Origin of the sequence: Mycobacterium europaeum, from assembly GCF_002102155.1 — a bacterium.
In the GTDB taxonomy this organism is placed as follows: domain Bacteria; phylum Actinomycetota; class Actinomycetes; order Mycobacteriales; family Mycobacteriaceae; genus Mycobacterium; species Mycobacterium europaeum.
Genome location: NZ_LQOU01000006.1, coordinates 1 through 22,555 on the forward strand (window position 1 = coordinate 1; position 22,555 = coordinate 22,555).

Annotated in this window: 17 protein-coding genes and 1 pseudogene; 10 read left to right on the forward strand and 8 right to left on the reverse strand. The window is 68.7% G+C overall.

Annotated features, from left to right (window positions below; all coding sequences use genetic code 11):
• Window positions 1-73: 73 nt before the first annotated feature.
• Window positions 74-775: pseudogene (locus tag AWC03_RS02010) on the reverse strand (FAD-dependent monooxygenase); the annotation flags it as partial.
• 128 nt (window positions 776-903) lie between these two features.
• On the reverse strand, window positions 904-4,791 hold the full coding sequence (gene hrpA, locus AWC03_RS02015; protein WP_085238867.1) for an ATP-dependent RNA helicase HrpA: 3,888 nt from the start codon (window positions 4,789-4,791) through the stop codon (window positions 904-906).
• A gap of 53 nt (window positions 4,792-4,844) precedes the next feature.
• Between hrpA and AWC03_RS02020 the strand changes: the two genes are divergently transcribed.
• Together AWC03_RS02020 and AWC03_RS02025 are read left to right on the forward strand one after the other, a co-directional pair.
• Window positions 4,845-5,618, forward strand: coding sequence for an enoyl-CoA hydratase/isomerase family protein (locus tag AWC03_RS02020; protein WP_085238868.1), 774 nt, complete (start codon window positions 4,845-4,847; stop codon window positions 5,616-5,618).
• 115 nt (window positions 5,619-5,733) lie between these two features.
• Window positions 5,734-6,399 carry a cutinase family protein gene (locus AWC03_RS02025; RefSeq protein ID WP_085238869.1) on the forward strand — a complete coding sequence of 222 codons (666 nt, stop codon included), beginning with the start codon at window positions 5,734-5,736 and terminating at the stop codon, window positions 6,397-6,399.
• Between the two features lie 4 nt (window positions 6,400-6,403).
• On the opposite strand, the gene AWC03_RS02030 is transcribed toward AWC03_RS02025, so the two are convergent.
• Window positions 6,404-7,078, reverse strand: a complete 675-nt coding sequence (locus AWC03_RS02030; RefSeq protein WP_085238870.1) for an IF2 family translation initiation factor — start codon at window positions 7,076-7,078, stop codon at window positions 6,404-6,406.
• Between the two features lie 26 nt (window positions 7,079-7,104).
• Window positions 7,105-7,662: a CsbD family protein gene (locus tag AWC03_RS02035; protein ID WP_085238871.1), complete on the reverse strand. Its 558-nt coding sequence runs from the start codon at window positions 7,660-7,662 to the stop codon at window positions 7,105-7,107.
• 265 nt (window positions 7,663-7,927) lie between these two features.
• Between AWC03_RS02035 and AWC03_RS02040 the strand changes: the two genes are divergently transcribed.
• Complete coding sequence (locus AWC03_RS02040; RefSeq protein ID WP_085238872.1) at window positions 7,928-8,182, forward strand: hypothetical protein; 255 nt, start codon at window positions 7,928-7,930, stop codon at window positions 8,180-8,182.
• Between the two features lie 79 nt (window positions 8,183-8,261).
• Here the strand turns inward: AWC03_RS02040 and AWC03_RS02045 are convergent, their stop codons facing one another.
• A complete protein-coding gene (locus AWC03_RS02045; RefSeq protein ID WP_420845641.1) occupies window positions 8,262-9,095 on the reverse strand; it encodes an MOSC domain-containing protein in 834 nt (277 codons plus the stop codon).
• A gap of 741 nt (window positions 9,096-9,836) precedes the next feature.
• Here AWC03_RS02045 and AWC03_RS02050 point away from each other — a divergent pair.
• From AWC03_RS02050 to AWC03_RS02065, 4 genes are all read left to right on the forward strand, one after another.
• On the forward strand, window positions 9,837-11,252 hold the full coding sequence (locus AWC03_RS02050; RefSeq protein WP_085238874.1) for a PPE family protein, SVP subgroup: 1,416 nt from the start codon (window positions 9,837-9,839) through the stop codon (window positions 11,250-11,252).
• Between the two features lie 47 nt (window positions 11,253-11,299).
• A complete protein-coding gene (locus AWC03_RS02055) occupies window positions 11,300-12,685 on the forward strand; it encodes a PPE family protein (RefSeq protein ID WP_085238875.1) in 1,386 nt (461 codons plus the stop codon).
• 78 nt (window positions 12,686-12,763) lie between these two features.
• Window positions 12,764-13,936 (forward strand): glycosyltransferase, encoded by a 1,173-nt coding sequence (locus tag AWC03_RS02060; RefSeq protein ID WP_085238876.1) that lies wholly within the window; start codon window positions 12,764-12,766, stop codon window positions 13,934-13,936.
• 51 nt (window positions 13,937-13,987) lie between these two features.
• Complete coding sequence (locus tag AWC03_RS02065; protein WP_085238877.1) at window positions 13,988-15,031, forward strand: class I SAM-dependent methyltransferase; 1,044 nt, start codon at window positions 13,988-13,990, stop codon at window positions 15,029-15,031.
• A 16-nt stretch (window positions 15,032-15,047) separates the two neighbouring features.
• Here the strand turns inward: AWC03_RS02065 and AWC03_RS02070 are convergent, their stop codons facing one another.
• Both AWC03_RS02070 and AWC03_RS02075 read right to left on the reverse strand, forming a co-directional pair.
• On the reverse strand, window positions 15,048-16,553 hold the full coding sequence (locus AWC03_RS02070) for an FAD-dependent oxidoreductase (protein WP_169716503.1): 1,506 nt from the start codon (window positions 16,551-16,553) through the stop codon (window positions 15,048-15,050).
• 59 nt (window positions 16,554-16,612) lie between these two features.
• Window positions 16,613-17,434: a hypothetical protein gene (locus tag AWC03_RS02075; RefSeq protein ID WP_085238879.1), complete on the reverse strand. Its 822-nt coding sequence runs from the start codon at window positions 17,432-17,434 to the stop codon at window positions 16,613-16,615.
• 132 nt (window positions 17,435-17,566) lie between these two features.
• Here AWC03_RS02075 and AWC03_RS02080 point away from each other — a divergent pair, with 132 nt between their 5' ends.
• The 3 genes from AWC03_RS02080 (at window position 17,567) to katG (ending at window position 21,675) form a co-directional block, all read left to right on the forward strand.
• Entirely contained in the window at window positions 17,567-18,853 is a 1,287-nt protein-coding gene (locus tag AWC03_RS02080) for a L,D-transpeptidase (RefSeq protein WP_085238934.1), read from the forward strand.
• A gap of 142 nt (window positions 18,854-18,995) precedes the next feature.
• On the forward strand, window positions 18,996-19,400 hold the full coding sequence (locus AWC03_RS02085; protein WP_420845642.1) for a Fur family transcriptional regulator: 405 nt from the start codon (window positions 18,996-18,998) through the stop codon (window positions 19,398-19,400).
• Window positions 19,401-19,434: 34 nt separating this feature from the next.
• Entirely contained in the window at window positions 19,435-21,675 is a 2,241-nt protein-coding gene (gene katG / locus AWC03_RS02090) for a catalase/peroxidase HPI (RefSeq protein ID WP_085238881.1), read from the forward strand.
• A 69-nt stretch (window positions 21,676-21,744) separates the two neighbouring features.
• On the opposite strand, the gene AWC03_RS02095 is transcribed toward katG, so the two are convergent.
• Window positions 21,745-22,551 carry a DUF1906 domain-containing protein gene (locus AWC03_RS02095; protein WP_085238882.1) on the reverse strand — a complete coding sequence of 269 codons (807 nt, stop codon included), beginning with the start codon at window positions 22,549-22,551 and terminating at the stop codon, window positions 21,745-21,747.
• Window positions 22,552-22,555: the final 4 nt, after the last annotated feature.

The window sequence follows — 22,555 nt, forward strand, 5'->3', positions numbered from 1 at the left end:
CTGGACCAAGACAGCCGACCAAATCCTGACCAGCATCGCCAACTACTGCACCCAAATTAATGACTCAGGACACTAGCGTGGGTTCGCCGGCGGGGTCCAGGCGCCGTTCGGTGACCATGACGCGCACCCGCCCGTCGTCGACCGCCGCCAGGGAATGAACGCCGATCGCGTCGTGGCGGATGCCCGACACCGGCGAATCCCCTGTCCCGGTATCCATTTCGACCTCGGCGAGCAGGTAGCTGGTGGTCGGCTCCCAGCCGGCAAACTCGATGCCGGCGGTCTTGCGGACCGCGCTGCGTCCGCCGTCGCAGCCCACCAGGTATTCCCCTCGCAGGGATCGGCCGTTGGACAACGCGATGTCCACGGCGCCGGCCTGTTGGGCGAGGCCCCTCACCTCGCATCCGCGGTAGAACCGCACCCCCAGCTCATGCACCCAGTCGGCGAGTATCCGTTCGATCTCGTTCTGCCACAGCGCGAGACCGTACGGATGCCGGGTGGGAAAGTCGCTGATGTCCAGCCGAATCTGGGAGAACCCGGCGACCTGGGCGACCCGGCCCCGGGCGAGGAACCGATCGGCGATCCCCCGCTGATCGAGGACCTCGATGGTGCGCGCATGCAGACCCCCGGCGCGGGCGCCGACGAGATTCTGGTCGGCGCGCCGCTCGACGATCGCCACATCGACCCCCGACAACGCCAGCTCACCGGCCAGCATCAGCCCCGTCGGGCCTCCCCCAACGACCAGCACCGCATGGTCGACGTTGCTGTGCGACGACATACCCCACCCCCGTCATGAGCGAAAACCGGCTTCGGCCAGCGATTGTGCGGCAGCACCCGGCCCTTGCCGCAAGCCCCCCAGTGCGCTATAGGTTGAGAGTGGGAGGGGAACAATCCGCCGAAGGGGTCCTACAGCGCGTCGATGGCGCGGTAGATCCGCTGCTCGCTCACCGGCCGCGGGGTTCCCAGCTGCTGCGCCCACAGACTGACGCGTAATTCCTCGATCTGCCGCGCAACGTCGCGCACGTCGTCTGCCGCCCGCCGCGCGGGCGGCAGCGCGCGCAGCAGTTCGTCGTAGGCGCGCTGGACTGCGTGCACCCGCCCCATCCGCTCTCGATCCCCGTCGAGACCGTGCGGCAGCCGCTCGAGGCGCCGGCGGATCGCGCCCAGGTAGCGGGTCAGATCGGCCAGGTGGGCGCGTCCGGTGGCGGTGACGAACCCCGGCGGTAGGAGTCGGTCCAGCTGGGCGCGGACGTCGGCGATGGCGTCGGTCTGCGGCGGTGGTGGCTGGCCGGGCAGGAGCAGTTGCACTTCCTGCGCGGCGGCCAACACCTGCTCCACGCGGGCCGCGATGTCGGCGGTCGCCGACACCAGATGGCCGCGGACCCGCTCGCGCAGCGTGTCGAACTCGTCGCGGGTCCACACCGGCCCGGTTATCAACGTGTCGGCTGCCGCGTCGGCGCAGTCCTCGAGCAGCGCGGCCAGCGAGCCATCCGGGCTCGACCCCAGTATCAGCCGGGTACGTGGGCTCAGTTGCCGCTCAACGGCTTTGGCTGGTGACGCCACACTGAGCCGCACCAGTCGGCGCAGCCCCGGCCCCAGCAGCTGGTCGCGTTCCAACGATGTCGCGAACACCCGCAGGTCGACCGCGCCACCGGCGTCGACGAAACCCGGAAAGCCTCGTACGGCGCGTCCGTCGACCGTGCGCTCGACGACTCGCGGCAGCGCGTCGAGGTCGGCGGGCCAGCCGCGCAGGCCCGTCCGTTCCAGCCCGGCGGCGACCGCCCCGGCGACCGCGCGGCGGGCGGGCGCGGCCAGCCGTTGTTGCAGCGCGTCGAGGTTCTTGCCGCGCGCGATCTCGCTGCCGTCGGCGGACTCGACGGCGAAGGTCACCCGCAGATGCGCGGGCAGCTTGTCCAGGTCGAAGGCGTCTAAGGGCACCAGAACGCCGGTGCGGCGCCGCAATTCGCGCTGCAGCGCTTCCAACAGCGGCTCACCGGCCGGATCGATCCCGGCGAGCACGGCGCGCGCCGTGTCTGGTGCGGGAACGAAGTTGCGGCGCAAGTCTTTTGGCAGCGAGCGGATGAGGGCGGTCACCAGCTCCTCGCGCAGCGCCGGCACCTGCCAGGCGAACTCGTCTCCACCCAGCCGCGCGAGCACGTCGATCGGCACGTGCACCGTGACGCCGTCGTCGGCGGCGCCGGGTTCGAACCGGTAGGTCAGGGGCAGCGTGACATCGCCCGAATGCCAGGCGGTCGGCCGCTCGGTGTCGGCGGTGTCGCCGGTGCGCAACAGGTCGTCCCGAGTGAAGGTCAGGAGGTCGGGCGTGTTGCGGCGCTGCCCTTTCCACCAGGTGTCGAAGTGCCGCGCCGACACGACCTCGGCCGGGATGCGGGCGTCGTAGAGCCCGTAGACCTCGTCGTCGCCCACGAGCAGGTCGCGGCGGCGGGCCCGTTCCTCCAGCTCTTCGAGCTCGGCGCGCAGTCGCGCGTTGTCGCGGAAGAAGTGATGGCGTGTCTGCCAGTCGCCCTCGACCAGGGCGTGCCGGATGAACAGCTCCCGCGCCACCGCCGGCTCGATGCGCGCGTACCCGACGCGGCGGCGCGCAATCAGCGGCAGGCCGTACAGCGTCACCCGCTCGTAGGCCATCACCTCGCCGCGCTTGGGGTCCCAGTGCGGTTCGCTGTGGGACCGCTGTACGAGGTCGCCCGCGACGCGCTCGACGACCTCGGGCTGAATGCGCGCGGCGGTGCGCCCGTAGAGGCGGCTGGTTTCCACCAGTTCCGCCACGACCACCCACCGGGGCGGCCGTTTGGTGAGCGCCGAGCCCGGTGCGAGGACGAAGTGCGAGTTGCGCGCGCCGAGGTACTCGCGCCCGTCCTCGCGGCGCAAACCCACGTGCGAGAGCAACCCGGCCAGCAGCGCCGCGTGCACCCGGGCGGGTTCGGCCGGCTCATCGGACTCGACGATGCCGAGGTCGCGGGCGATGCTGCGCAGTTGCCCGACCAGGTCCTGCCACTCGCGGATGCGCAGGTAATGCAGGAACTCATCCCGGCACATCCGTCGGAAGCCGTTGCCCGACAGGGTCTTACGCTGCTCCCGTAGGTAGCTCCAGAGGTTCAGGTAGGACAGGAAGTCGGAATTCTCGTCGGCGAAGCGGGCATGCTTCTGCCGGGCCGCGTCCTCGCGGTCGGTGGGCCGCTCCCGCGGGTCGTGGATGGTCAGCGCCGCGGCCAGCACCAGCACCTCCGCCACACATCCCTCGGTCTGGGCCTGCAGAATCATCCGGCCCAGCCGGGGATCGACCGGCAGCCGTGCCAGGCGGCGGCCGAGTTCGGTGATGGCGCCGTGGGCGTCGAAAGCGCCCAATTCCTGCAGCAGTTGCGCGCCGTCGCGGATGCTGCGCCGGTCCGGCGGGTCGAGGAACGGAAAGCTCTCGACCTCGCCGAGTCCCAGCGCCGCCATCTGCAACAGCACCGCCGCGAGGTTGGTCCGCAGGATCTCGGGGTCGGTGTAGCGCGGACGGCCCGCGAAGTCCTCCTCGGAGTAAAGGCGGATGCACACGCCGGCTGCCACCCGGCCGCAGCGGCCCGCCCGCTGCGCGGCCGACGCCTGGGAGATCGGTTCGATCGGCAACCGCTGCACCTTCAAGCGCCGGCTGTAGCGCGAGATCCGGGCGTTGCCCGGGTCGACGACATAACGAATGCCGGGCACGGTAAGCGACGTCTCGGCGACGTTGGTCGCCAGCACGACGCGGCGCCCGGTGTGCGGTGCGAACACCTTCTGCTGCTCGGCGGTCGGCAGCCGGGCGTACAGCGGAAGGACCTCGGTGTTTCTCAGGCCGCCCAAAGCCTCTGCGGTGTCGCGGATTTCGCGCTCACCCGAGAGGAACACCAGGACATCGCCGGGCGGCTCGGCCTCGAGCTCACCGATCGCGTCGACGATCGCCTCGACCTCGTCACGGGTCTCGGTGCGCACGATCTCGTGGTCGGGGTCGTCGGGATCATCGTCGGGACCGCTGGGCACGGGCACTTCGAGCGGCCGGTACCGGATCTCCACCGGGTACGTGCGCCCGGACACCTCGACGACGGGCGCTCCGCCGAAGTGGTCGGCGAAGCGTCGTGGCTCGATGGTCGCCGAGGTGACGATCACTTTCAGGTCGGGGCGGCGAGGCAGCAGCTCGCGCAGGTAACCCAGCAGGAAATCGATGTTCAGGCTGCGCTCGTGCGCCTCGTCGAGGATCAGCGTGTCGTAGCGCAGCAGGCGGCGGTCGCGCTGGATCTCGGCCAGCAGGATGCCGTCGGTCATCAGCTTGACCAGGGTTCGGTCGCTGACTTGATCGGTGAACCGGACGGTGTAGCCGACCGTCTCGCCCAGGGGGCTGCCCAGTTCGTCGGCGATGCGCTGCGCGACCGTGCGGGCGGCCAGCCGCCGGGGCTGGGTGTGCCCGATGGTTCCGCGGACGCCCCGGCCGGCCTCCAGGCAGATCTTGGGCAGCTGCGTGGTCTTGCCCGAACCGGTCTCGCCGGCGACCACCACCACCTGGTTGGCCCGCATCGCGTCGGCGATCTCCTGGCGCTGCGCGCTGACGGGCAGGTCGGGATAGGTGACGGCGGGCACCGCGGCGTGCCGGGCGGCGACGAGCGCCTCGGCCCGGGCGATCTGCTCGGCGACGTGCCGGAGTTTGTCGGGATCGGCGTCGCGCACGTTCTTCAGGCGCCTGCCCAGGCGCGCGGCGTCGCGGGTGGTCAGACCGTCAAGGCGGGAGCGCAGTTCCGCGCGGGACAGTTCGGCCATTTCGGCCAGGATAAGCGTGCGGTGGGCACGTGCCGCCGCCCTAGGGTTGGCTCATGAGCCTCGTCACCTATGAGCTGGACGACCACGTTGCCACCATCACCCTGAACCGCCCCGAGGCTCGCAACGCCATCAACGGGCAGCTCCGTGAGGACCTCAACGCGGCCTGGGAGCGGTTCCGCGACGACCTGGACGCCTGGGTGGCGATCCTGACCGCCAACGGCAGCGTCTACTGCGCCGGCGGCGACCTCAGGGACGGCGAGGACTCCGTCGGCACCTTCGGCGGAACGTTCTGGGAGAAGCCGACCATCAACTCCTTCGAAAGCGGGATGGAGCTGTTCAAGCCGACCATCGCCGCCGTGCACGGGCCCTGCATCGGCTACGGGCTGACGGGGGTGTTGTTCTGCGACTTCGTCATCGCCAGCACAGAGGCCAGCTTCTGCTTCCCCGAGGTGTCACTCGGCGTCCCGACCATCGTCGGGGCCATCCGGTTGCCCCGGCGGGTCGGCTGGGCCAACGCCATGGAGCTCCTGTTGACCGGCAAGCCGATGAGCGCGGAGCGCGCCAAGGAGATCGGCCTGGTCTGGCGGCTCGTCGAACCCGATCAGCTGCAGGCCGAGGCCAAGGCGTGGGCCCGCACCCTCACCGACGCCGCCCCGCTGGCCCAGCGGGCTACCAAGGAGGTGGCGTGGCGGACCGCGGACATGGGCTGGGTGGAGTCGGTTCGCTTCGGCGAGACCATGCGCAAGGTTGCCGGGGCGACCGAGGACGTGGCCGAGGGACTTCGGGCCTGGGCCGAGAAGCGCAAACCCCAGTGGCGCGGACGCTAGCGGCGGCTGAGCGTTTACGTTGCGCCCCAAAGTGACTCAGCTGTCGGCGCTCGCCTCCAGGGGTAAGCCCGCACCGCCGGGGCCGGCGCGGCCGGTGATGTGACAGGATTTCGGCATGACTGCACGGAGAGTTGCTCGCATTATTGGTATCCCGGTGGTGGCCACCTGGGCGGGGCTCAGCGCCCCCATCACGCTTCCCGTCGCCGTTGCCGATCCGTGCTCCGACGTCTCGGTGGTGTTCGCCCGCGGCACCCACCAGGAGCCTGGCCTGGGCAACATCGGCCAGGCATTCGTGGACTCGCTCACGTCGCAGCTCGGCGGAAAGTCCGTCGATGTCTACGCGGTCAACTACCCCGCCAACGACGACTACCACAACAGCGCGAACGCCGGCTCCACCGACGCGAGCACCCATATCCAGGACACCGTGGCCAGCTGCCCGAACTCGAGGATCGTCCTCGGCGGATACTCGCAAGGCTCGACGGTGATCGATTTGGCCACCAACGCGATGCCGGCCTCGGTCGCCGATCACGTCGCCGCCGTCGCCCTTTTCGGCGAGCCGAGCAGTGGGTTCTCGACCATGCTGTGGGGCGGGCAGCCGCTGCCCACGATCAACCCCGCTTACGGATCGAAAACCATCAGCTTGTGCGCCCCCGACGACCCGATCTGCTCCGCAGGCGGCAACATAATGGCCCACGTGTCCTACATCGACGACGGGATGACCGCTCAGGCCGCCACCTTCGCGGCCAACAAGATCAACCAGGGTCCCGCGCCGCGCGTCTGACCCGTCAGCCGTTCTCCCGCTCCTCTTGCCGCTGCTGCCTCTCGGCGGCGGCAAGGTGCGCGACCCGGTCCGCTTCGGACCGCTTGTCGGCGGCGTCGCCCAGTTTGTCCTCGGCCTCGTCGATTTTGACTGCTGCGGCCTTGGATGCGGCCTGCTCGGCGGCGTGAGTCCTGGTCTCGACCTGGCGCTTGGCCGATTCGACGGTCCGCTTCTGCCGGTCGGCCGCCTCGTCGGCGCGCCGCTTCGCCGCGGCGCTCTGCTGCTGAGCCGACTGTGCCGCCTCCCGTTTGCGCTGCTCGGCGGAGTTACGCGCCTCTTTGATCTCGTGCTGCGTGGCCGCCTGCGCTTCCTCGCGCTCCTCGATCGCCCGGTCGCGGGCGTCCTTCAGCTTGGCGTCGGCGCGTTCCTTGCGGGCCGCGGCCTTGGCGTCCAGCCGCGCGGCGCGACCCAGCGCGTCGCTGCGTTCGATCAGTGCCGTGCCGCGCTCGACGAGTCGCGGGTCGTCGAGCGCATTGCCGACCGTGCTGTCCAGCATGCCCAGTGAGCGCTCGAAGAGCAGCCGCGCGGGCGCCTCGCCGGGGATGCGGGTGACGACCCGGTCCTCGATGAGCTGCAACGGGACCCGGGCGAGTTGGTAGTGAAACCGCAGGACTGCGAACGGGAGTTCGGAAATCTTCATCAACTTCTCCTGTATGTGGTCCGCCGTCAGGGCAGGTCGGCTTCGTTGGTCACGTTCTGAGCTTCGCGTCGAAGGCGGTCGGCCTCCGACTCTTCGTTGCGGGCCACCTGCACCGATGTCTGGTGCTCGGCGACGGCGTCGACGATTTCTTCGGAAGCGTCACGGATTTCGGCTCGCTCGTCGGCCTTGGCCCGTTGCACTTCGCGCTGTGCGTCCAGCTCGGCCTGCGTCTTCGCTGCGGTCTCCCGCTGCCGCGCGGTCTGCTCGGCGGCGCGCTTCTGGGCCGCTTCCCGAGCTTCGATCGACTCCTCGGTGGAAACGGCCTGGGCATTCGCCGCGATGCGCTGTCGGGCGCCTTCCACCCGGGCTTCGGCCGCGTCGTTCCGCGCCTGCTTGGCCTGGGCCTCGGCGACGGCCTCCATCGCGTTTGCTTCCTTGCGCTCGTGCGCCTGCGTCTGCTCGAGCTGCCCCTCGGCGGTCAGCGATTCGTTGCCGGTGACCGCCCCGAAGACCTCTTTGGCTTTGCCTTTCACCGAGTCGATCAGGCCCCTGCGGGCTTCGCCGGCTTTGTTCTGTTCGCTCATTCGGCAGTCTCCTTGCGGCGCTAGCCAAGCGCCGAGTTCGTTCGTTGGTGTCACGCTCAGTGGTTCCACCGACGCCGCGGATCAAACACGCGTGTGACCTGGGTCACGCGCGTGCGGAGCGTGCCTGATGTCGGTTTTTCGACGAATTCCCAAGCGCTACAAGGCTAATGGGGATCAATGTCCCGAGGGCCGGTCGCCCGGGCAGTCGTCGGCATGACGCCGGTTGAAAATCGGCGACAGGGATCGATCGGCTACCGTCGACGGTATGTCCGAAGTCTCCGGTAACGACCGAATCGACGACGTCAGCCCAGGCGACATCATCGCCGTCGACCGCGGCTCTGGTGAACGGCCTTACAAAGTGGTGTTCAAAGACCCCACCGACGGGGGCTACCTCCTGACGTTCCAGGACGACGACGGGGAGACCTTCCAGCTCGAGCTGGCCGCCGGCACCACGGTCAGGCGGTCGCTGGCCTCGAAGTGGGAGTCCGCGCAAAGCCCCACGCCGCACGCGGAAGCCTAGGTAAGCGCGTCCGCAGCGACGTCGATGCGGCCCTCGATCGCGACCAGCACGGCGCCTTAATCTGGGCGCCTGAGCTCGCCTACCCGCCGATGGTGACGCGGTCGCCGACGCGGATGACGCCCTCGGACGCCACCGCGAGATACGCGCCTGCGCACGGCTGAGCGCCATGGCCGCCGGTGTCCCAACGGTTCTCGGCCGCCGGTAGGCGGAGCGCCTGCGGAGCCCGTGGCAGTGGGCCGTGTTCGAGCGTCGGCACGACGCATCGTGAGGTCGCGGTCAGGACGCGCAGGCGTACCTCGCCGGCGGCGATTTCCGTTCCGACCCAGCCGTTTTCGGCGTAGGGCGGATAGTCCGGTGGGGTCGCGATGACGATGTTGGGTCGGTATCGCAGCGCTTCGACACCGATGTGCGCGAGCGTGGCCGTGGTGATCGCGTGCAACGGGGCCTCATCGGTGAATGCGTCGCCCGGGGTGGCCTGGGCGATCTCCAAAATGCGGCCGCTGACCTCGGCGTCCAAACCCAGTTCCAGCAGCTGCTCCGGATCCGGGCGCACCAGCGTGGCGCCTTCCGGGCGCTGGGCGATGAGTCGGACCGGTCTTCCCAACAGGCCCGAGAGCAGTTCGTCGATGCCAGGATCGTCTACCGCCACGCTGGTCCCGTCGGGCAGACCGATCCTCACCCGTCCGGCTTCTCGGTTGGCGGTGCACTTCAGCAGGCCCCGCCACAGCCTGGCGTTCTTGGCGCTCGCCACGTGCCCGGTGGCGGTGTCCACCAGCGCGAGTCGCCGGTCCCCCTCGGCGCCGTGCTCGTCGACGAGGATGCTCGACACGGTTTCGCCGAGCATCGACTTCACCGGGTAGCGGAGCAGGCTTTCCACCCGCATGTCCACCGTGGCGAGGCCTGAAGACGCCATCGAATCCTTCATCGCCACCCTCACTCGGCGAGACCGCCAGAACCATCCCGCTCAGAGTATGCGGGACGGGCACGGAAACGGGTGGACACCGGGGAGGCGATCAACCGTCGGCCACGCGGTCGGCGCTGATCCGATGGCCCAGGCGACGACGCCGGAGTCGTCCCCGCCGCCAGGTGAAACCGAGGCTGGGTATTCTCGCGACGAATGCTTGGTCGGTGGCGCCGACCATCGCCATCGCAGTGCTTGCGGCCGGAAAGGCGGCTCGCCCGCTCGCGCAGTAGCCAGCAATCTGACGCTGGCCGCACGCCCAGGGACCGGGGAAACAGGTGACTAGTGAAGCGACTTCCTCGCTACCGTCCTTTGGTTTAGCATTGCGACCCTTGGGAATCGACGTCGGATCACCAGACGCTGCCCAGGGCTGCATAATGGGCTAGGGAGGGGGTTAGGGCTTTGCGCTGGTGGGCAGCGTATTTGCGCCGATCATCCCAGAACTGCTGGGCCGTCCGCTGTACCGCGTAAGAGGCGCCGCAGCGCTCTCGGCGGCGATTCTCCGGGCGGCAAACTGGGTCGTTTCAGCAACGGGAAGGGACTGGTTGTCCGGTGCATGCAGCAAATGTGCTAAGCCCGTTTCTGGTGCTTCCCGACGCCGGGTGTGAGATCCGAAGTGCCATGCTCACATGCGTCCGCCGGGATGCGTCCACCGCCCTGGCTTTTCGGCTCAACTTCAGTTAAGGGACCGACATGGATTTCGCGATCTTCCCCCCGGAGGTCAACTCCGGCCGGATGTATATCGGCGCCGGATCGGAATCGATGGTGGCCGCGGCCGAAGCCTGGGAGGCACTGGCGTCTGAGCTCCATACGACGGCCAACGCGTATCAGTCGGTGATATCAGGTCTAACCGCCGGCCCGTGGCTGGGTCCGTCGTCGGCGTCGATGGCGGCCGCGGCCGCGGCCTACGTCAGTTGGCTCAACAGCGCCGCGGCGGGGGCAGAGGAAGCCGCCATCCAGTCCAGGGCTGCGGTCGCCGCTTATGAGGAAGCGTTTGCATCGACTGTGCCGCCACAACTGGTCGCAGCCAACCGCAGCCTGCTCGCGCGACTAGTGGCGGCTGATCTCTTCGGGCAGTACACCTCCGCGATCGCGACCACCGAGGCGCAATACGCCGAAATGTGGGCCCAAGACACCGCGGCGATGTACCGATACGCGGCTGCATCGGCGGCCGCGACGACGCTGACACCGTTCGCCTCCCCGCGCCAGAACACCGATCCAACAGGGTCGGTCAAGCAAGCGGCCGCGGCCGGCCAAGCCGCCGGCACCTCGGTCGGCAATGTGCAAAACGACGTTTCGTCGGCCCAGCAAACGTTTTCCGCGGTACCCCGCGCGTTGCAGAGCTTCGCAATCGCGGCGCCGCTGGATCCTCCAACCACAAGTTCGCTGACGACCTTGAGCAACCTCATCACGATCTTCGTCGACCTGCCGGCCAGCCTGGTGGGCACCTTCGTCGGCGTCCCGTTGGGTGTCCTCGGCCTCGTGGCGCTGCCCTTCGACATCGGCGGCTACGGCACTGGTCTCCACACCGACGACATCGTCAGTGGCTGGAACGGGGAGCAGCCTTGGCCGGGCACCGGGCCGGCGCCCGTCAAAGAGTTCCCCGCGCCCCTGCTGAATCTGCCGCCGGGCACGGTGCCGCCGCCCAGGGTCTCCGCCGGTGTGGGCCAGGCCAACACGGTCGGGACGTTGTCGGTGCCGGCGACGTGGACCATAGCCACGCCGATGGTGCGTCCCGTTTCCTACGCGCTGCCCGCCTTGCCCGCCGCCACCGCCGGCGCGGTCGAGGAGGCGGGGTCGGGTACGACGTTCGGCCAGATGGCATTGGCGGGTCTGGCCGGGCGAGCCATAGCAGGCACCCTGGGCACCGGCGCGGGCAAGGATGGCGGCAAATCGCCCGGGGGCGAACAACTGCGGGCTGCCGCGGGTGAGGCCAACGCCGCGCAAGCCCCGGCGGCGGACGGTGAAGCGGGAGCGCCGGAGTCCACGCCTCGGACGGTGGTCACCGGAGTCGCGGCCGAGCTACGAGAATTCGCCAAGCTTCGTGACGAGGGAATCCTGACCGAGGAAGAGTACACCGAGCAAAAGAACCGGCTGCTCGGTCGCTGAACCGCGGTCTGGCGAATTCGCGATTGTCCGAAGGGGAATGTGCCGCAATGGATTTCGGGATGTATCCGCCGGAGATCAACTCCGGTCGGATGTATGCTGGTCCGGGCGCGGCGCCATTGTCGGTGGCGGCTCAGGCATGGGCGCAGCTGGCCGACGCGCTGTACACGACGGCCAGCGCGTACGAGTCGGTGGTAACGGGGCTGACCAACGGAGCATGGTTGGGCCCCGCGTCGGTGTCGATGACGGCCGCGGCCACGCCCTATGTCGAATGGCTGAGCAGCACCGCGGCGCGGGTGGAGGAGACTGCTGCCCAAGCCACAGCCGCGGTCGCCGCGTACGAGGCGGCGTTCGCGGCCACCGTACCACCCCCGGTCATCGCGGCAAATCGCAGCCTGTTGGCGGCGTTGGCGGCGACCAACTTCTTCGGGCAGAACACTCCGGCGATCGCGGCCACCGAGGCGCAGTACGCCGAGATGTGGGCACAGGATGCCACGGCGATGTACACCTACGCCGGTTCGTCGGCAGCCGCGACTGTGCTGACACCGTTGACCTCACCGCGGCGCAACACCACCCTCGGTGGGCAGGCCGGTCAGGCAACCGCGGTCAGCCAGGCGGCCGGCGCGCCCGCCGGCGATGCCCAAGGGATCGCGTCCGGTGTCGCGCAGGTGTCTTCGGTGGCGCCTCAGGCGTTGCCCAGCCTCCCGATCGCGGCACCGGCGGCCACGACGCCGATCCCGCTGAATACGTTGAGTGACCTGCTCACAGTTTTTGTCACCGGCCCGTCCAGCCTGGTCACCCTCGGTGTCCTGACCCCGCTGGATATCTTGTCCGGGCCGATTGACCTTCCCTTCGCCCTCGCCGGCACCCTCGTGGGTTTCCACACCGATGACATCGTCAGCGGGTGGAACGGGGAAGAGGTTTGGCCGGGAACCGGGCCGGCGCCCGTTCGGGATTTCCCGGCGACTCTGACGAACCTCACCCCGGGCGCCGTGCCGACGGTGACGGGCGGGCTGGCCCAGGCGAAGGCGGTCGGGGCATTGTCTGTGCCGCAGGCATGGACCACCTCCGCGCCGGAGGTGCGCCCCGTCGCGCTGGCGTCGCCGATGACCGGATTCGACTCTGCCGCGGCGGCGCCCATGGAAGTCGGCTCGAGCGCCGCATTCGGCGACGTGGGATCAGCGGCCATGACCGGGCGCGCCATGGCCGGGCCGCCGAGCGGCCGCGGGGGTAGCAGCAGGGTGGCCGGTCAGCGCGTGGTTGCTCGCTTCGGCAGCGCGGCGCCCGACCGTGAGGCGGAACATGCGCACGTCACGCCGCGGATTGTGGTCACCGGAGTCGCGGCCAAGATTCGCGAGATAACCAAGCTCCGCGATGCGGGACGGCTGACCGTCGAGGAATACGAGAAGCTGAGGAAGCAGCTGCTCGGGCACTAACGCAGTGGCCCGTGGGCCGGCTCGCAGCAGCCCAGGGACCTGTAGCATGACCGCGACTGATGACTAGTGAGGTCGTTGATGAAGATTGTGCTGGCAAGCTACGGGAGCCGGGGCGACGTCGAGCCCTGTGCCGCCGTCGGTCGGGAGCTGCTCCGCCGGGGCCACGACGTGCGCCTGGCGGTTCCGCCCGACAGTCTCCGGTTCGTCGAGGCGGCGGGTGTCGCCGCGGTCGCTTACGGGCCGGACACCCGGCAACAGATCACCGAAGCGACAAATTTCGTTCAACGTGTTCAGGATCCGATCAGCGCGCTACCCGAACTCCTGGAGCGCGTCGGCAAGGTGTGGGCAGAGAAGAGCACGACGCTGGCGTCTTTGGCGGAGGATGCCGACTTGCTGGTGGCCGGCATCAACGAGCAGCGGCTGGCAGCCCACGTCGCGGAGCGTTACGGCCTGCCGTTCGCCGCGCTGCACTTCTTCCCCGCAGGGGCGCTGGAACTCGGGGGGCTTCAGGAGCACGTGACGAAGGTGGCCGAAAGCGCGCAGCGCGAGGCGCTGGGTTTGTCCGCAGCTGCCGGATCGTCGACCAGGGACGTGCTGGAAATCCAGGCCTACGAGGAGCTCTGCGTCCCCGGGTTGGCGAACGAATGGGCGAAGTCCGGTCGCCGGCGGCCGTTCGTGGGAGCGCTGACCTTGGACATGCCGACCGAGATCGACGACGAGGTGTTGTCGTGGATCGCCGAGGGGGCGCCGCCTGTCTACTTCGGCTTCGGCAGCACGCCGGTGACATCGCCCGAGGAGACGGTCGCGGTGATCAGCGGGGCGTGCGAGCAGTTGGGCCAACGAGCGCTGATTTGCAGCGGCTCAAACGATTTCAGCCACCTCACCCAGGCCGCCCACACCAAAATTGTGGATGCGGTCAACCACGCGGCCGTCTTCCCCGCATGCCGCGCGGTCGTGCACCACGGGGGCGCCGGTACCACCGCCGCGAGTATGCGGGCCGGAGTGCCCATGTTGGTGCTCTGGCTCTGGCTCGATCAGCCGATCTGGGCATCCGCCGTCAGCCAGTTGCAGGTGGGCATCGCCAGGCCTTTTTCTGAGTCAACCTACGATTCCCTCGTCGCGGATCTGCGGTCCCTGTTCGCTGGGGACTATGCGACGCGGGCCCGCGAGTTTGCCGCCGCGATGAGCAAGCCGTCCGAAAGCGTCGCCAAAGCCGCCGACCTCTTGGAAGACGCCGCCCGCGTGGGCTGATCGGTGCGACGTTCAGTGGTGCAATGCGGCCGGGTCGTGTAGAAGGTTCTGGTGCAGGATCCGCCTTCTGAGCCGTTCGATCCGGCGATGCTCCACGAAGCGGTGGTCAGGCGGTTGTATCGCCGGTCGATGGCCGAGGGGCAGATCAGGGTCCCGGCAGTGCCCGCCTTGATCGACGAGTACGTCCAGTTGTGCGGCAACCTATGCGCCACGCTCGGGGTTTGGTACACGCCCGAACAGTCGTCTCAGTTCAGGGCCGCCCTGCAAGCAGAGCTCGCGAAGGGCTTCAAGGCCTCGCCCCGGTCGGACCTCGTCATTTCGTTCAACTCCCCCTTCGGAACCGGCGTGAATTTCCGAGTCAAGGCCGAATGGCGGACCCTCGACGCCGATTACGACGAATGGGTGGCCGTCCGTCCGCCGCCGCTGTTTGGCACCGAGCCCGACGCCCGCGTGTTGGCGCTGGCCGCCGAGGCGCCTGATCCGATGACCTACCGCGTGCTGGACGTCGGCGCGGGCACCGGGCGCAACGCTTTGGCCCTCGCCCGACTCGGCCACCCGGTGGATGCGGTCGAGATGGCGTCGAAGCTGGCCGATGTCATGCGTTCGGAGGCGGATCGCGAATCGCTGGCCGTGCAAGTGATTCAGAGCGACGTCTTCACCGCCATGGAAAGCGTCCACGAGGAATATCAGCTGATGGTGCTCTCCGAGGTGGTGCCCGACTTCCGGACGACCCACGAATTGCGGGGCATGTTCGAACTCGCCGCCGACTGCCTCGCTCCTGGCGGACGTCTGGTGTTCAACGCCTTCTTGCCCCGCGACGGATACGTCCCGGACGACGCTGCGATTGAGCTCGGGCAGCAGTGCAACACCATGATCTACACCCACGACCAGATGGCGAGCGCCGCGGTCGGCCTGCCCTTCGAGCTGATCGCCGACGACTCCGCCTACGAATACGAGAAAGCCCACCTTCCCGAGGGCGCCTGGCCGCCCACGGGTTGGTTCGAGGGATGGGCCCTCGGGCTCGATGTGTTCGACGTCGAGCGCGAGCACTCGCCGATCGAATTGCGCTGGCTCGTCTACCAAAAGGCGGGCTGAGCCCCCCTCTTGGCGCTCAGGCGGTCAGGTCGCGGGTCGCCGGCCCCTCCAGTAGGGTGCCGTCCGGCGCGAACCGCGACCCGTGCAGTGGGCATTCCCACGCCTGATCGGCGTCGTTCCAGTTCACGATTCCACCGAGGTGAGGGCACACCGGGGAAACGACATGCTCGGTGCCGTCGACGCGGCAGCGCGCCTCCAGATGCCACGGCGGCCCGCCGACCACGCCGCCCTCGTCCGCGCGGGGGCTTCGACGGCCGGCGCGCAGCAGCGGGGTGATCCAGCCCTTGGCCAGATCGAAGCCCACCTCGAGGTTGGCCTGCAAGGCCGTCGGCAGGCCCGACAGCTCGTGGGGGCTCCAGCTGGCGAACGCCCGGGCCCAGTCCATTCGGCCCCCGAGGATCCGGCTGGACAGGGCCAAGGCCGCTGCGGCGCCGTTCGTCATTCCCCATTTGTTGAATCCCGTTGCCACGAAGATGGTTTGGGTGTTGGGCAGGATGGGCCCGACATAGGGCAACTGATCGATGGGCGTGTAATCCTGCGCCGACCAGAAATGCGTCTGCTCGGCACCCGGATAGTGCGCGCGGGCCCACGACGCCAGCTCCTCGAGCGCCTTCGAAGGGCTCTTCTTGCGACCCACCGTGTGGCCGGCCCCGCCCACAATCAGCCGCTCCCCGTCCGCGGTGGGCGCGTAACGCACCGAACGCGTCGGCGAATCGGTGGAGATCATCATCGGCCGGGTGATGTCGCCCGGCACCTTGAACGCCAAGCAGTACGAGCGGCTGGGCTTCACGCGCGCGAAGTATCCACCGCGATCCAGGATCGGGATGCCGGTCGCGAGAACGAGCTGGCCGGCTTCGAGCGCCACGTCGCGCCGGGCCGCGTCGTTGGCGTGCACCGTCACCCGGTCCCCACGGGTGGACACCCGCCGGACCCGCGTGTGCTCGACCAGCCGTCCACCGCGGCCGAGCAACTCCGTGGCCAGCGCGTCCAGGAACGGCATGGGATCGAACTGCGCCTGCTCGGGCAGCCGCACACCACCGTGATACGGGAACGGGACCCCGGCGTCGTCGTCCCAGACCGCCGGCAGCCCGACCGCCTGGCACGCTTTCAGCTCCAGGCGGGCGGAAAGCACTCCCTTGGCCGACTGGGCGTAGCTGTAGGCGTCCTCGCGCTGCACCGCGATGTCATGCGACCGGCAGTAGTCGACCACCCAGTCCTGGCCTTCGCGGTTGCCCTCCACATACGCGCGGGCCAGTTCCCTGCCATGCCTGGGCAGGATCTTCGACAGATGGGTGCCCTGCAGCAGGCTGATCTTCGCGGTGGTGTTTCCCGTCGCGCAGGCCCCCACCGTGCGCGCTTCGAGCACCAGCACATCCTTGCCCGCGCGGGCCAGCAGCACCGCGGTCATCAGCCCGGTGATGCCGGCGCCGACGACGATGACATCCGCGGAACAGGGGCCCTTGTCAAGGTCGCTTGCGGCCCAAGGCTGTTCGGCTCGATTGTCCAACCATAAAGACGTCACGGGTGGGCTAATACCCTCACGGGGGCCGGGGAAACACCGCCGCGGGCCGGTCGCCGCCGTCACGCCCGCTTCAGCTGTGCTTTCGCCTCTTTCACCGATTCCGCCGCGGCACGGCTGGCGTCCTTGGCCCGCTCGTAGCTCTCTTCGGCGCGTTCGAGGTCGCACTCGGCCGTTCGCAGCGCCGCAACGGCCCGATCGCGTCGCTGCCGGGACGTGTCCCGCTCGGCCCGACGCTGCGACAGCCTGGCGTCGGCGTCGGCCTTTTCGCGCTCGGCGGCGGTCACGGCTGCCGTCAGCTCGTCGAGCCGCCGCTGCTTGGCCGCGTCGCGCGCGGGTCGCTTGGCAGGTCGCGGCCGCGCAGGCGTCGGTCGCTCCGTCACCTGCCCCGCTGCCGCGGTCGTCCTCACCGGCGCCGCCGCGCCGAAATCGCCGAAACCCGACCACTGCTCGGGGCGGGCCAGCCGGCCGAGCCGCTCCCTCACCTCGGGTTCGGCGATGGCCGCTTGCAGTGTGCTGGTGATGTCGTCGCGCACGGCGGAGGACGGGTTGCTGACGTCGGCCGCTTGCAGTGCCGCCCGCGTGAGTTCGTCGATGAGCTGGTGCTGCTTCGCGGACAAGTCGCGGATACGTGCGCCGTCCATCGCGGCGTGCGCGGCGCGCAGCTGATCGCCCAGGTCCGCCAGGCGTTGTGCGGAGTCGGTGTGCCGCAGGGCGAGTCGGTTGACGACCCACGCCGCCGTGGTCGGTTTGTTGGCCGCGGCGATCCGCTTTGCGGCGGCGTCGTCCAGGCGTCGCTTGGCCGCGGTCGTCAATCTGGTGCGCTCGGCGATGAAGTCCTTCGGCGCCGCCCAATAGAGACTGTCGAGTTCGTCGTCGGCCATGACGCCATGATCCCCGCGCCCGCGGGCGCCGGTTTAAAAATCGGACGACCGTGGCACCTGATGGACAACATCGTCCCGCTGGGTAGTGGCTTGGTCCCGGCAACCAACAGAACGCAAGGATCCGACAGCTCAATGATGTCCGCGAACAGTGATCGGCCCACCCGCCGGATCCTCGGCGATCGCCGGCCCCGCCGGTTGCTGATCGCCGCGCTGGTGCTTGCGGTCGTGGTGGCCGCAGTCGTGATTGCGGCATCGCTGGGTTGTTTCGGCGGCGGCTGCGGTTACCGCAGCGCGTCGCCGAAAACCGCAGGACCGGCGCAAGTCACCATCACGCCCGGCCCGGACGCGCGCGACGTCGATCCGGTCGCGCACGTGATGGTCAAGGCCGACTCGGGGACGCTCACCGACGTCCGGATGGTCAACGAGAACGGCAAGCAAGTGCAGGGCGTGATGACGCCGGACAACACCGTGTGGAAGCCCACGGTCCCGCTGGGCTACGCCCGCACCTACACGCTGACGGTCGCCAGTCGCGGCCCCAGCGGCGTTGCTTCGCACCAGGTTTCGTCCTTTTCGACGCTCAAACCGTCGAACCAGACCAAGGTCTCGTTCACCACCACGTCGGAGGCCGCGCTCAAGGACGGCGGGACATACGGTGTCGGGACGGTGGTCGTGGCCCACTTCGACGAGCAGATCGGCGACCGGGCCGCCGCCGAGCGGCAACTGGCCGTGACCACCGACCCCAAGGTGCAGGGCTCGTGGTTCTGGGTCGACACCCAAACCGCCCACTGGCGGCCGGAGCACTACTACGCCCCCGGCACGACCGTCACCGCCGAGGCCAAGATCTACGGAATCGGCCTGGGCAACGGCCTATTCGGGCAGGACGACACCAAAGTGTCGTTCCGGATCGGCGACGCGCATGTGTCCATCGCCGACGATGCCACCAAACAAGTCAGCGTCTTCAACAACGGCACGTTGATGCGCACGATGCCCACCTCGATGGGGATGGGCGGCACCGAAAACGTCGGCGGTAAGAGCATTTCGCTGTGGACGCCGCCGGGCATCTATACCGTCCTCGACAAGGGCAACCCCGTCGTCATGGACTCCTCGACGTTCGGCCTGCCCAAGAACTCGCGCCTGGGCTATCGCGAAACCATCAACTACGCCACCCGGATCAGCACCGACGGCATCTACCTGCACGAGCTCGACGCCACGGTGTGGGCGCAGGGGCATCGGGACACCTCGCACGGATGCCTGAACCTCAACGCCGACAACGCGAAGTGGTTCTACGACTTCTCGGTGCCCGGGGATGTGGTCGAGGTTCGCAACAGCGGTGGCCCGCCGTTGACGCTGGCGCAGAACGGCGACTGGACGCTCAGCTGGGACGACTGGCGCAAAGGCAGCGCCCTGAAGCCGACCTGAAGCCAACCTGACGCCGATGTGACGCAGCCCATTCGTCACCTGCATTTGTGGTCTGCTTCACAATAAACTCTTGACTCGTTCCAATTAAGTGCGTCATATTGGTGCGGTGGCACCGACCGCCGATTACGCGGAACGACTGCGGATGGCCGATCTGCGGGTGACCCGTCCCAGGGTCGCCGTGCTGGAGGCGGTGGACGCCCACCCGCACGCCGACACCGAGACCATCTTCTCGGCGGTGCGCGTCGGCCTGCCCGACGTCTCCCGCCAGGCCGTCTATGACGTCCTCAACGCGTTGAGCACGGTGGGTCTGGTCCGCCGGATCCAGCCCTCCGGGTCGGTCGCCCGCTACGAGTCGCGAGTCGGCGACAACCACCACCATGTGGTGTGCCGGTCCTGCGGCGTGATCGCCGACATCGACTGCGCGGTCGGTGCCGCTCCCTGCCTCACCCCGTCCGACGAGAACGAAGTTCTCGACGGTTTCGTCCTGGACGAGGCCGAGGTCATCTATTGGGGCGTGTGCCCCGACTGTTCGACCGCAGATGCCTAGCTCGCAGCCCAATCACCCCTAAGAAAGGAATGCTGTGTCCAGCGATACCTCCCAGAGCCGGCCGCCCCACGACGACAGCAAGACGGCCAGCACCAGCGAGAGCGAAAACCCCGCAATCCCCTCCCCCAAGCCGAAATCGAACGCGCCCCTGACCAACCGGGACTGGTGGCCCGACCAGATCGACACATCGATGCTGCAGCCGCACAACCCGCAGTCCAACCCGCTCGGCGAGGACTTCGACTACGCCGCGGAGTTCGCCAAGCTCGACGTCGACGCGCTCAAGGCCGACATGATGTCGCTGATGACCAACTCCCAGGACTGGTGGCCCGCCGACTACGGCACCTACGGCGGCCTGTTCATCCGGATGAGCTGGCACGCCGCGGGGACCTACCGCATTCACGACGGCCGCGGCGGCGGCGGCCAGGGCATGCAGCGCTTCGCCCCGATCAACAGCTGGCCGGACAACGTCAGCCTGGACAAGGCGCGTCGACTGCTGTGGCCGCTCAAGAAGAAGTACGGCAGCAAGATCTCCTGGGCGGACCTGATCATCTTCGCCGGCAACTGCGCCCTGGAGTCCTTCGGGTTCAAGACCTTCGGCTTTGCCTTCGGCCGTGAGGACGTCTGGGAGCCCGAAGAGATCCTCTGGGGCGAGGAGGACGAGTGGCTGGGCACCGACAAGCGCTACTCCGGTAAGCGCGACCTGGCCGAGCCCTACGGCGCCACCACCATGGGCCTGATCTACGTCAATCCCGAAGGCCCCGAGGGCAAACCGGATCCCATCGCCGCCGCGATCGACATCCGCGAGACGTTCGCCCGCATGGCGATGAACGACGAGGAGACCGCCGCGCTCATCGTCGGCGGCCACAGCTTCGGCAAGACCCACGGCGCCGGCAGCGGCGATCTCGTCGGCCCCGAGCCGGAGGCCGCCCCGATCGAACAGCAGGGGCTGGGTTGGAAGAGCTCCTACGGCACCGGCGTGGGCAAGGACGCCATCACCAGCGGCCTGGAGGTGGTCTGGACGCCCACCCCGACGAAGTGGGACAACACCTTCCTCGAGACCCTGTACGGCTACGAGTGGGAACTCACCAAGAGCCCCGGCGATGCCTGGCAGTTCGTCGCCAAGGACGGCGCCGGCGCGGGCACCATCCCCGACCCGTTCGGCGGGCCGGGCCGCGCCCCGACGATGCTGGTCACCGACATCTCGATGCGTGAGTCGCCGATCTATCGCGACATCACCCGGCGTTGGCTGGACCACCCCGAAGAGCTGACCGAGGCGTTCGCCAAGGCCTGGTTCAAGCTGCTGCACCGCGACATGGGGCCGATCAGCCGCTACCTCGGCCCGTGGATCCCCGAGCCGCAGCTCTGGCAGGACCCGGTTCCGCCGGTCGACCACGCGCTGGTCGACGAAAGCGACGTCGCGGCGCTGAAGGGCAAGGTGCTCGCGTCCGGGCTGTCGGTTCCTCAGCTGGTCAAGACCGCCTGGTCCGCAGCGGGCAGCTACCGCAACACCGACAAGCGCGGTGGCGCCAACGGCGGACGGCTGCGCCTCGAGCCGCAACGGAACTGGGAGTGCAACGAGCCCTCCGAGCTCGACAAGGTGTTGCCCGTGCTGGAAAAGATCCAGCAGGACTTCAACGGCTCTGCATCGGGCGGCAAGAAGATCTCACTGGCCGACCTCATCGTGCTGGCGGGGTCCGCGGCGGTCGAGAAGGCGGCCAAGGACGCCGGCTACGAGATCTCGGTGCACTTCGCTCCCGGGCGCACCGATGCTTCCCAGGAGAACACCGATGTGGAGTCCTTCGCGGTGCTCGAACCGCGGGCCGACGGCTTCCGCAACTACACCCGGCCCGGGGAGAAGGCTCCGCTGGAGCACCTGTTGATGGAGCGGGCGTACCTGCTCGGTGTGACCGCCCCGGAGGCGACGGTGCTCATCGGCGGCCTGCGTGCCCTCGGCGCCAATCACGGTGGCTCCAAGCACGGGGTGTTCACCGACCGGCCCGGCGCGTTGACCAACGACTTCTTCGTCAACCTGCTCGACATGGACAACGCGTGGAAGGCGTCGCAGTCGGCGGAGAACGTCTACGAGGTCGTTGACCGGGCCTCGGGCACGGTCAAGTGGACCGCGACCGCGAATGACCTTGTCTTCGGGTCGAACTCGGTGCTGCGCGGGCTGTCCGAGGTCTACGCCCAGGACGACAACCAGGGCAAGTTCGTGGAGGACTTCGTCGCGGCGTGGGTCAAGGTGATGAACAACGACCGGTTCGACCTCAAGTAACGCCCGGATACGACGCGACGCCCCGCGGGCCCTCGGCTCGCGGGGCGCCGTGCGCCGGGTGCGGCTCGCTCAGCGCGCGAGGTCCCACTGGCCGAAATCCGGCGCGAGCACGTCGTCGATATCGACGTTGATCCCGCCGAGGAGCGGACTCGGGTTCGACGGGCTGTTCACCACGGCCTGGTAGAGCACGGCCGCGGGTTCGCGGGCGCCGTGCGACCACGATTTCGTCTGCCACGCCCACCGATGCCCCGCACTGCTCGAGTTGCCGATGACGCCGTCCCGGATCGCCCACCCGCACGCGTGGGCATGCCCGTAGATGCCGGTGCGTCCCACCCCCAACGCGGAGTTGATCCCCCGAAACCATTGGACGGCAACGCTGTTCCAGGTGTTCTCGTCGATGTCGTCGTCGACGCTGAAGAAGATCGGCGCCGATGCCGGGCCCCCGGCCGCGCCGTGCAGTCGCTGGGCCGTCTGGGCATCCGCGACGCCGCCGTCGAAACCGCGGGTGTAATCGGACGGGTCCGGCCAGCCGGGTTTGCCGTACTGGAAATTGCTGACGATGTGCAGGCCCGCCGCCCGCAGCGCGTCGGCATACGCGCGGGTGAGCGGTTTCGCCTCGAAGTTGGCCCCCGCCCGCGACTCCGACACGTAGTTCACCACGCCGTCATAACCCGCCGACCTGATCTCGTCCGGCGAGATCCTGCGCTCGGCGAAATCGATCAGCCGCATGTCGGCGGCGCGTGCCTTCGGCGCCGCCGGATTGGCGGCGAGCGCTCCCAAGCCGAGGAAGGCCGGCGCCGCGGCGAATTTCAGCGCGTCGCGTCTCGATACCGATCGCCGCCGGCCGCGTTCGTCTGATGCAGCCGAATACTGCATCGCG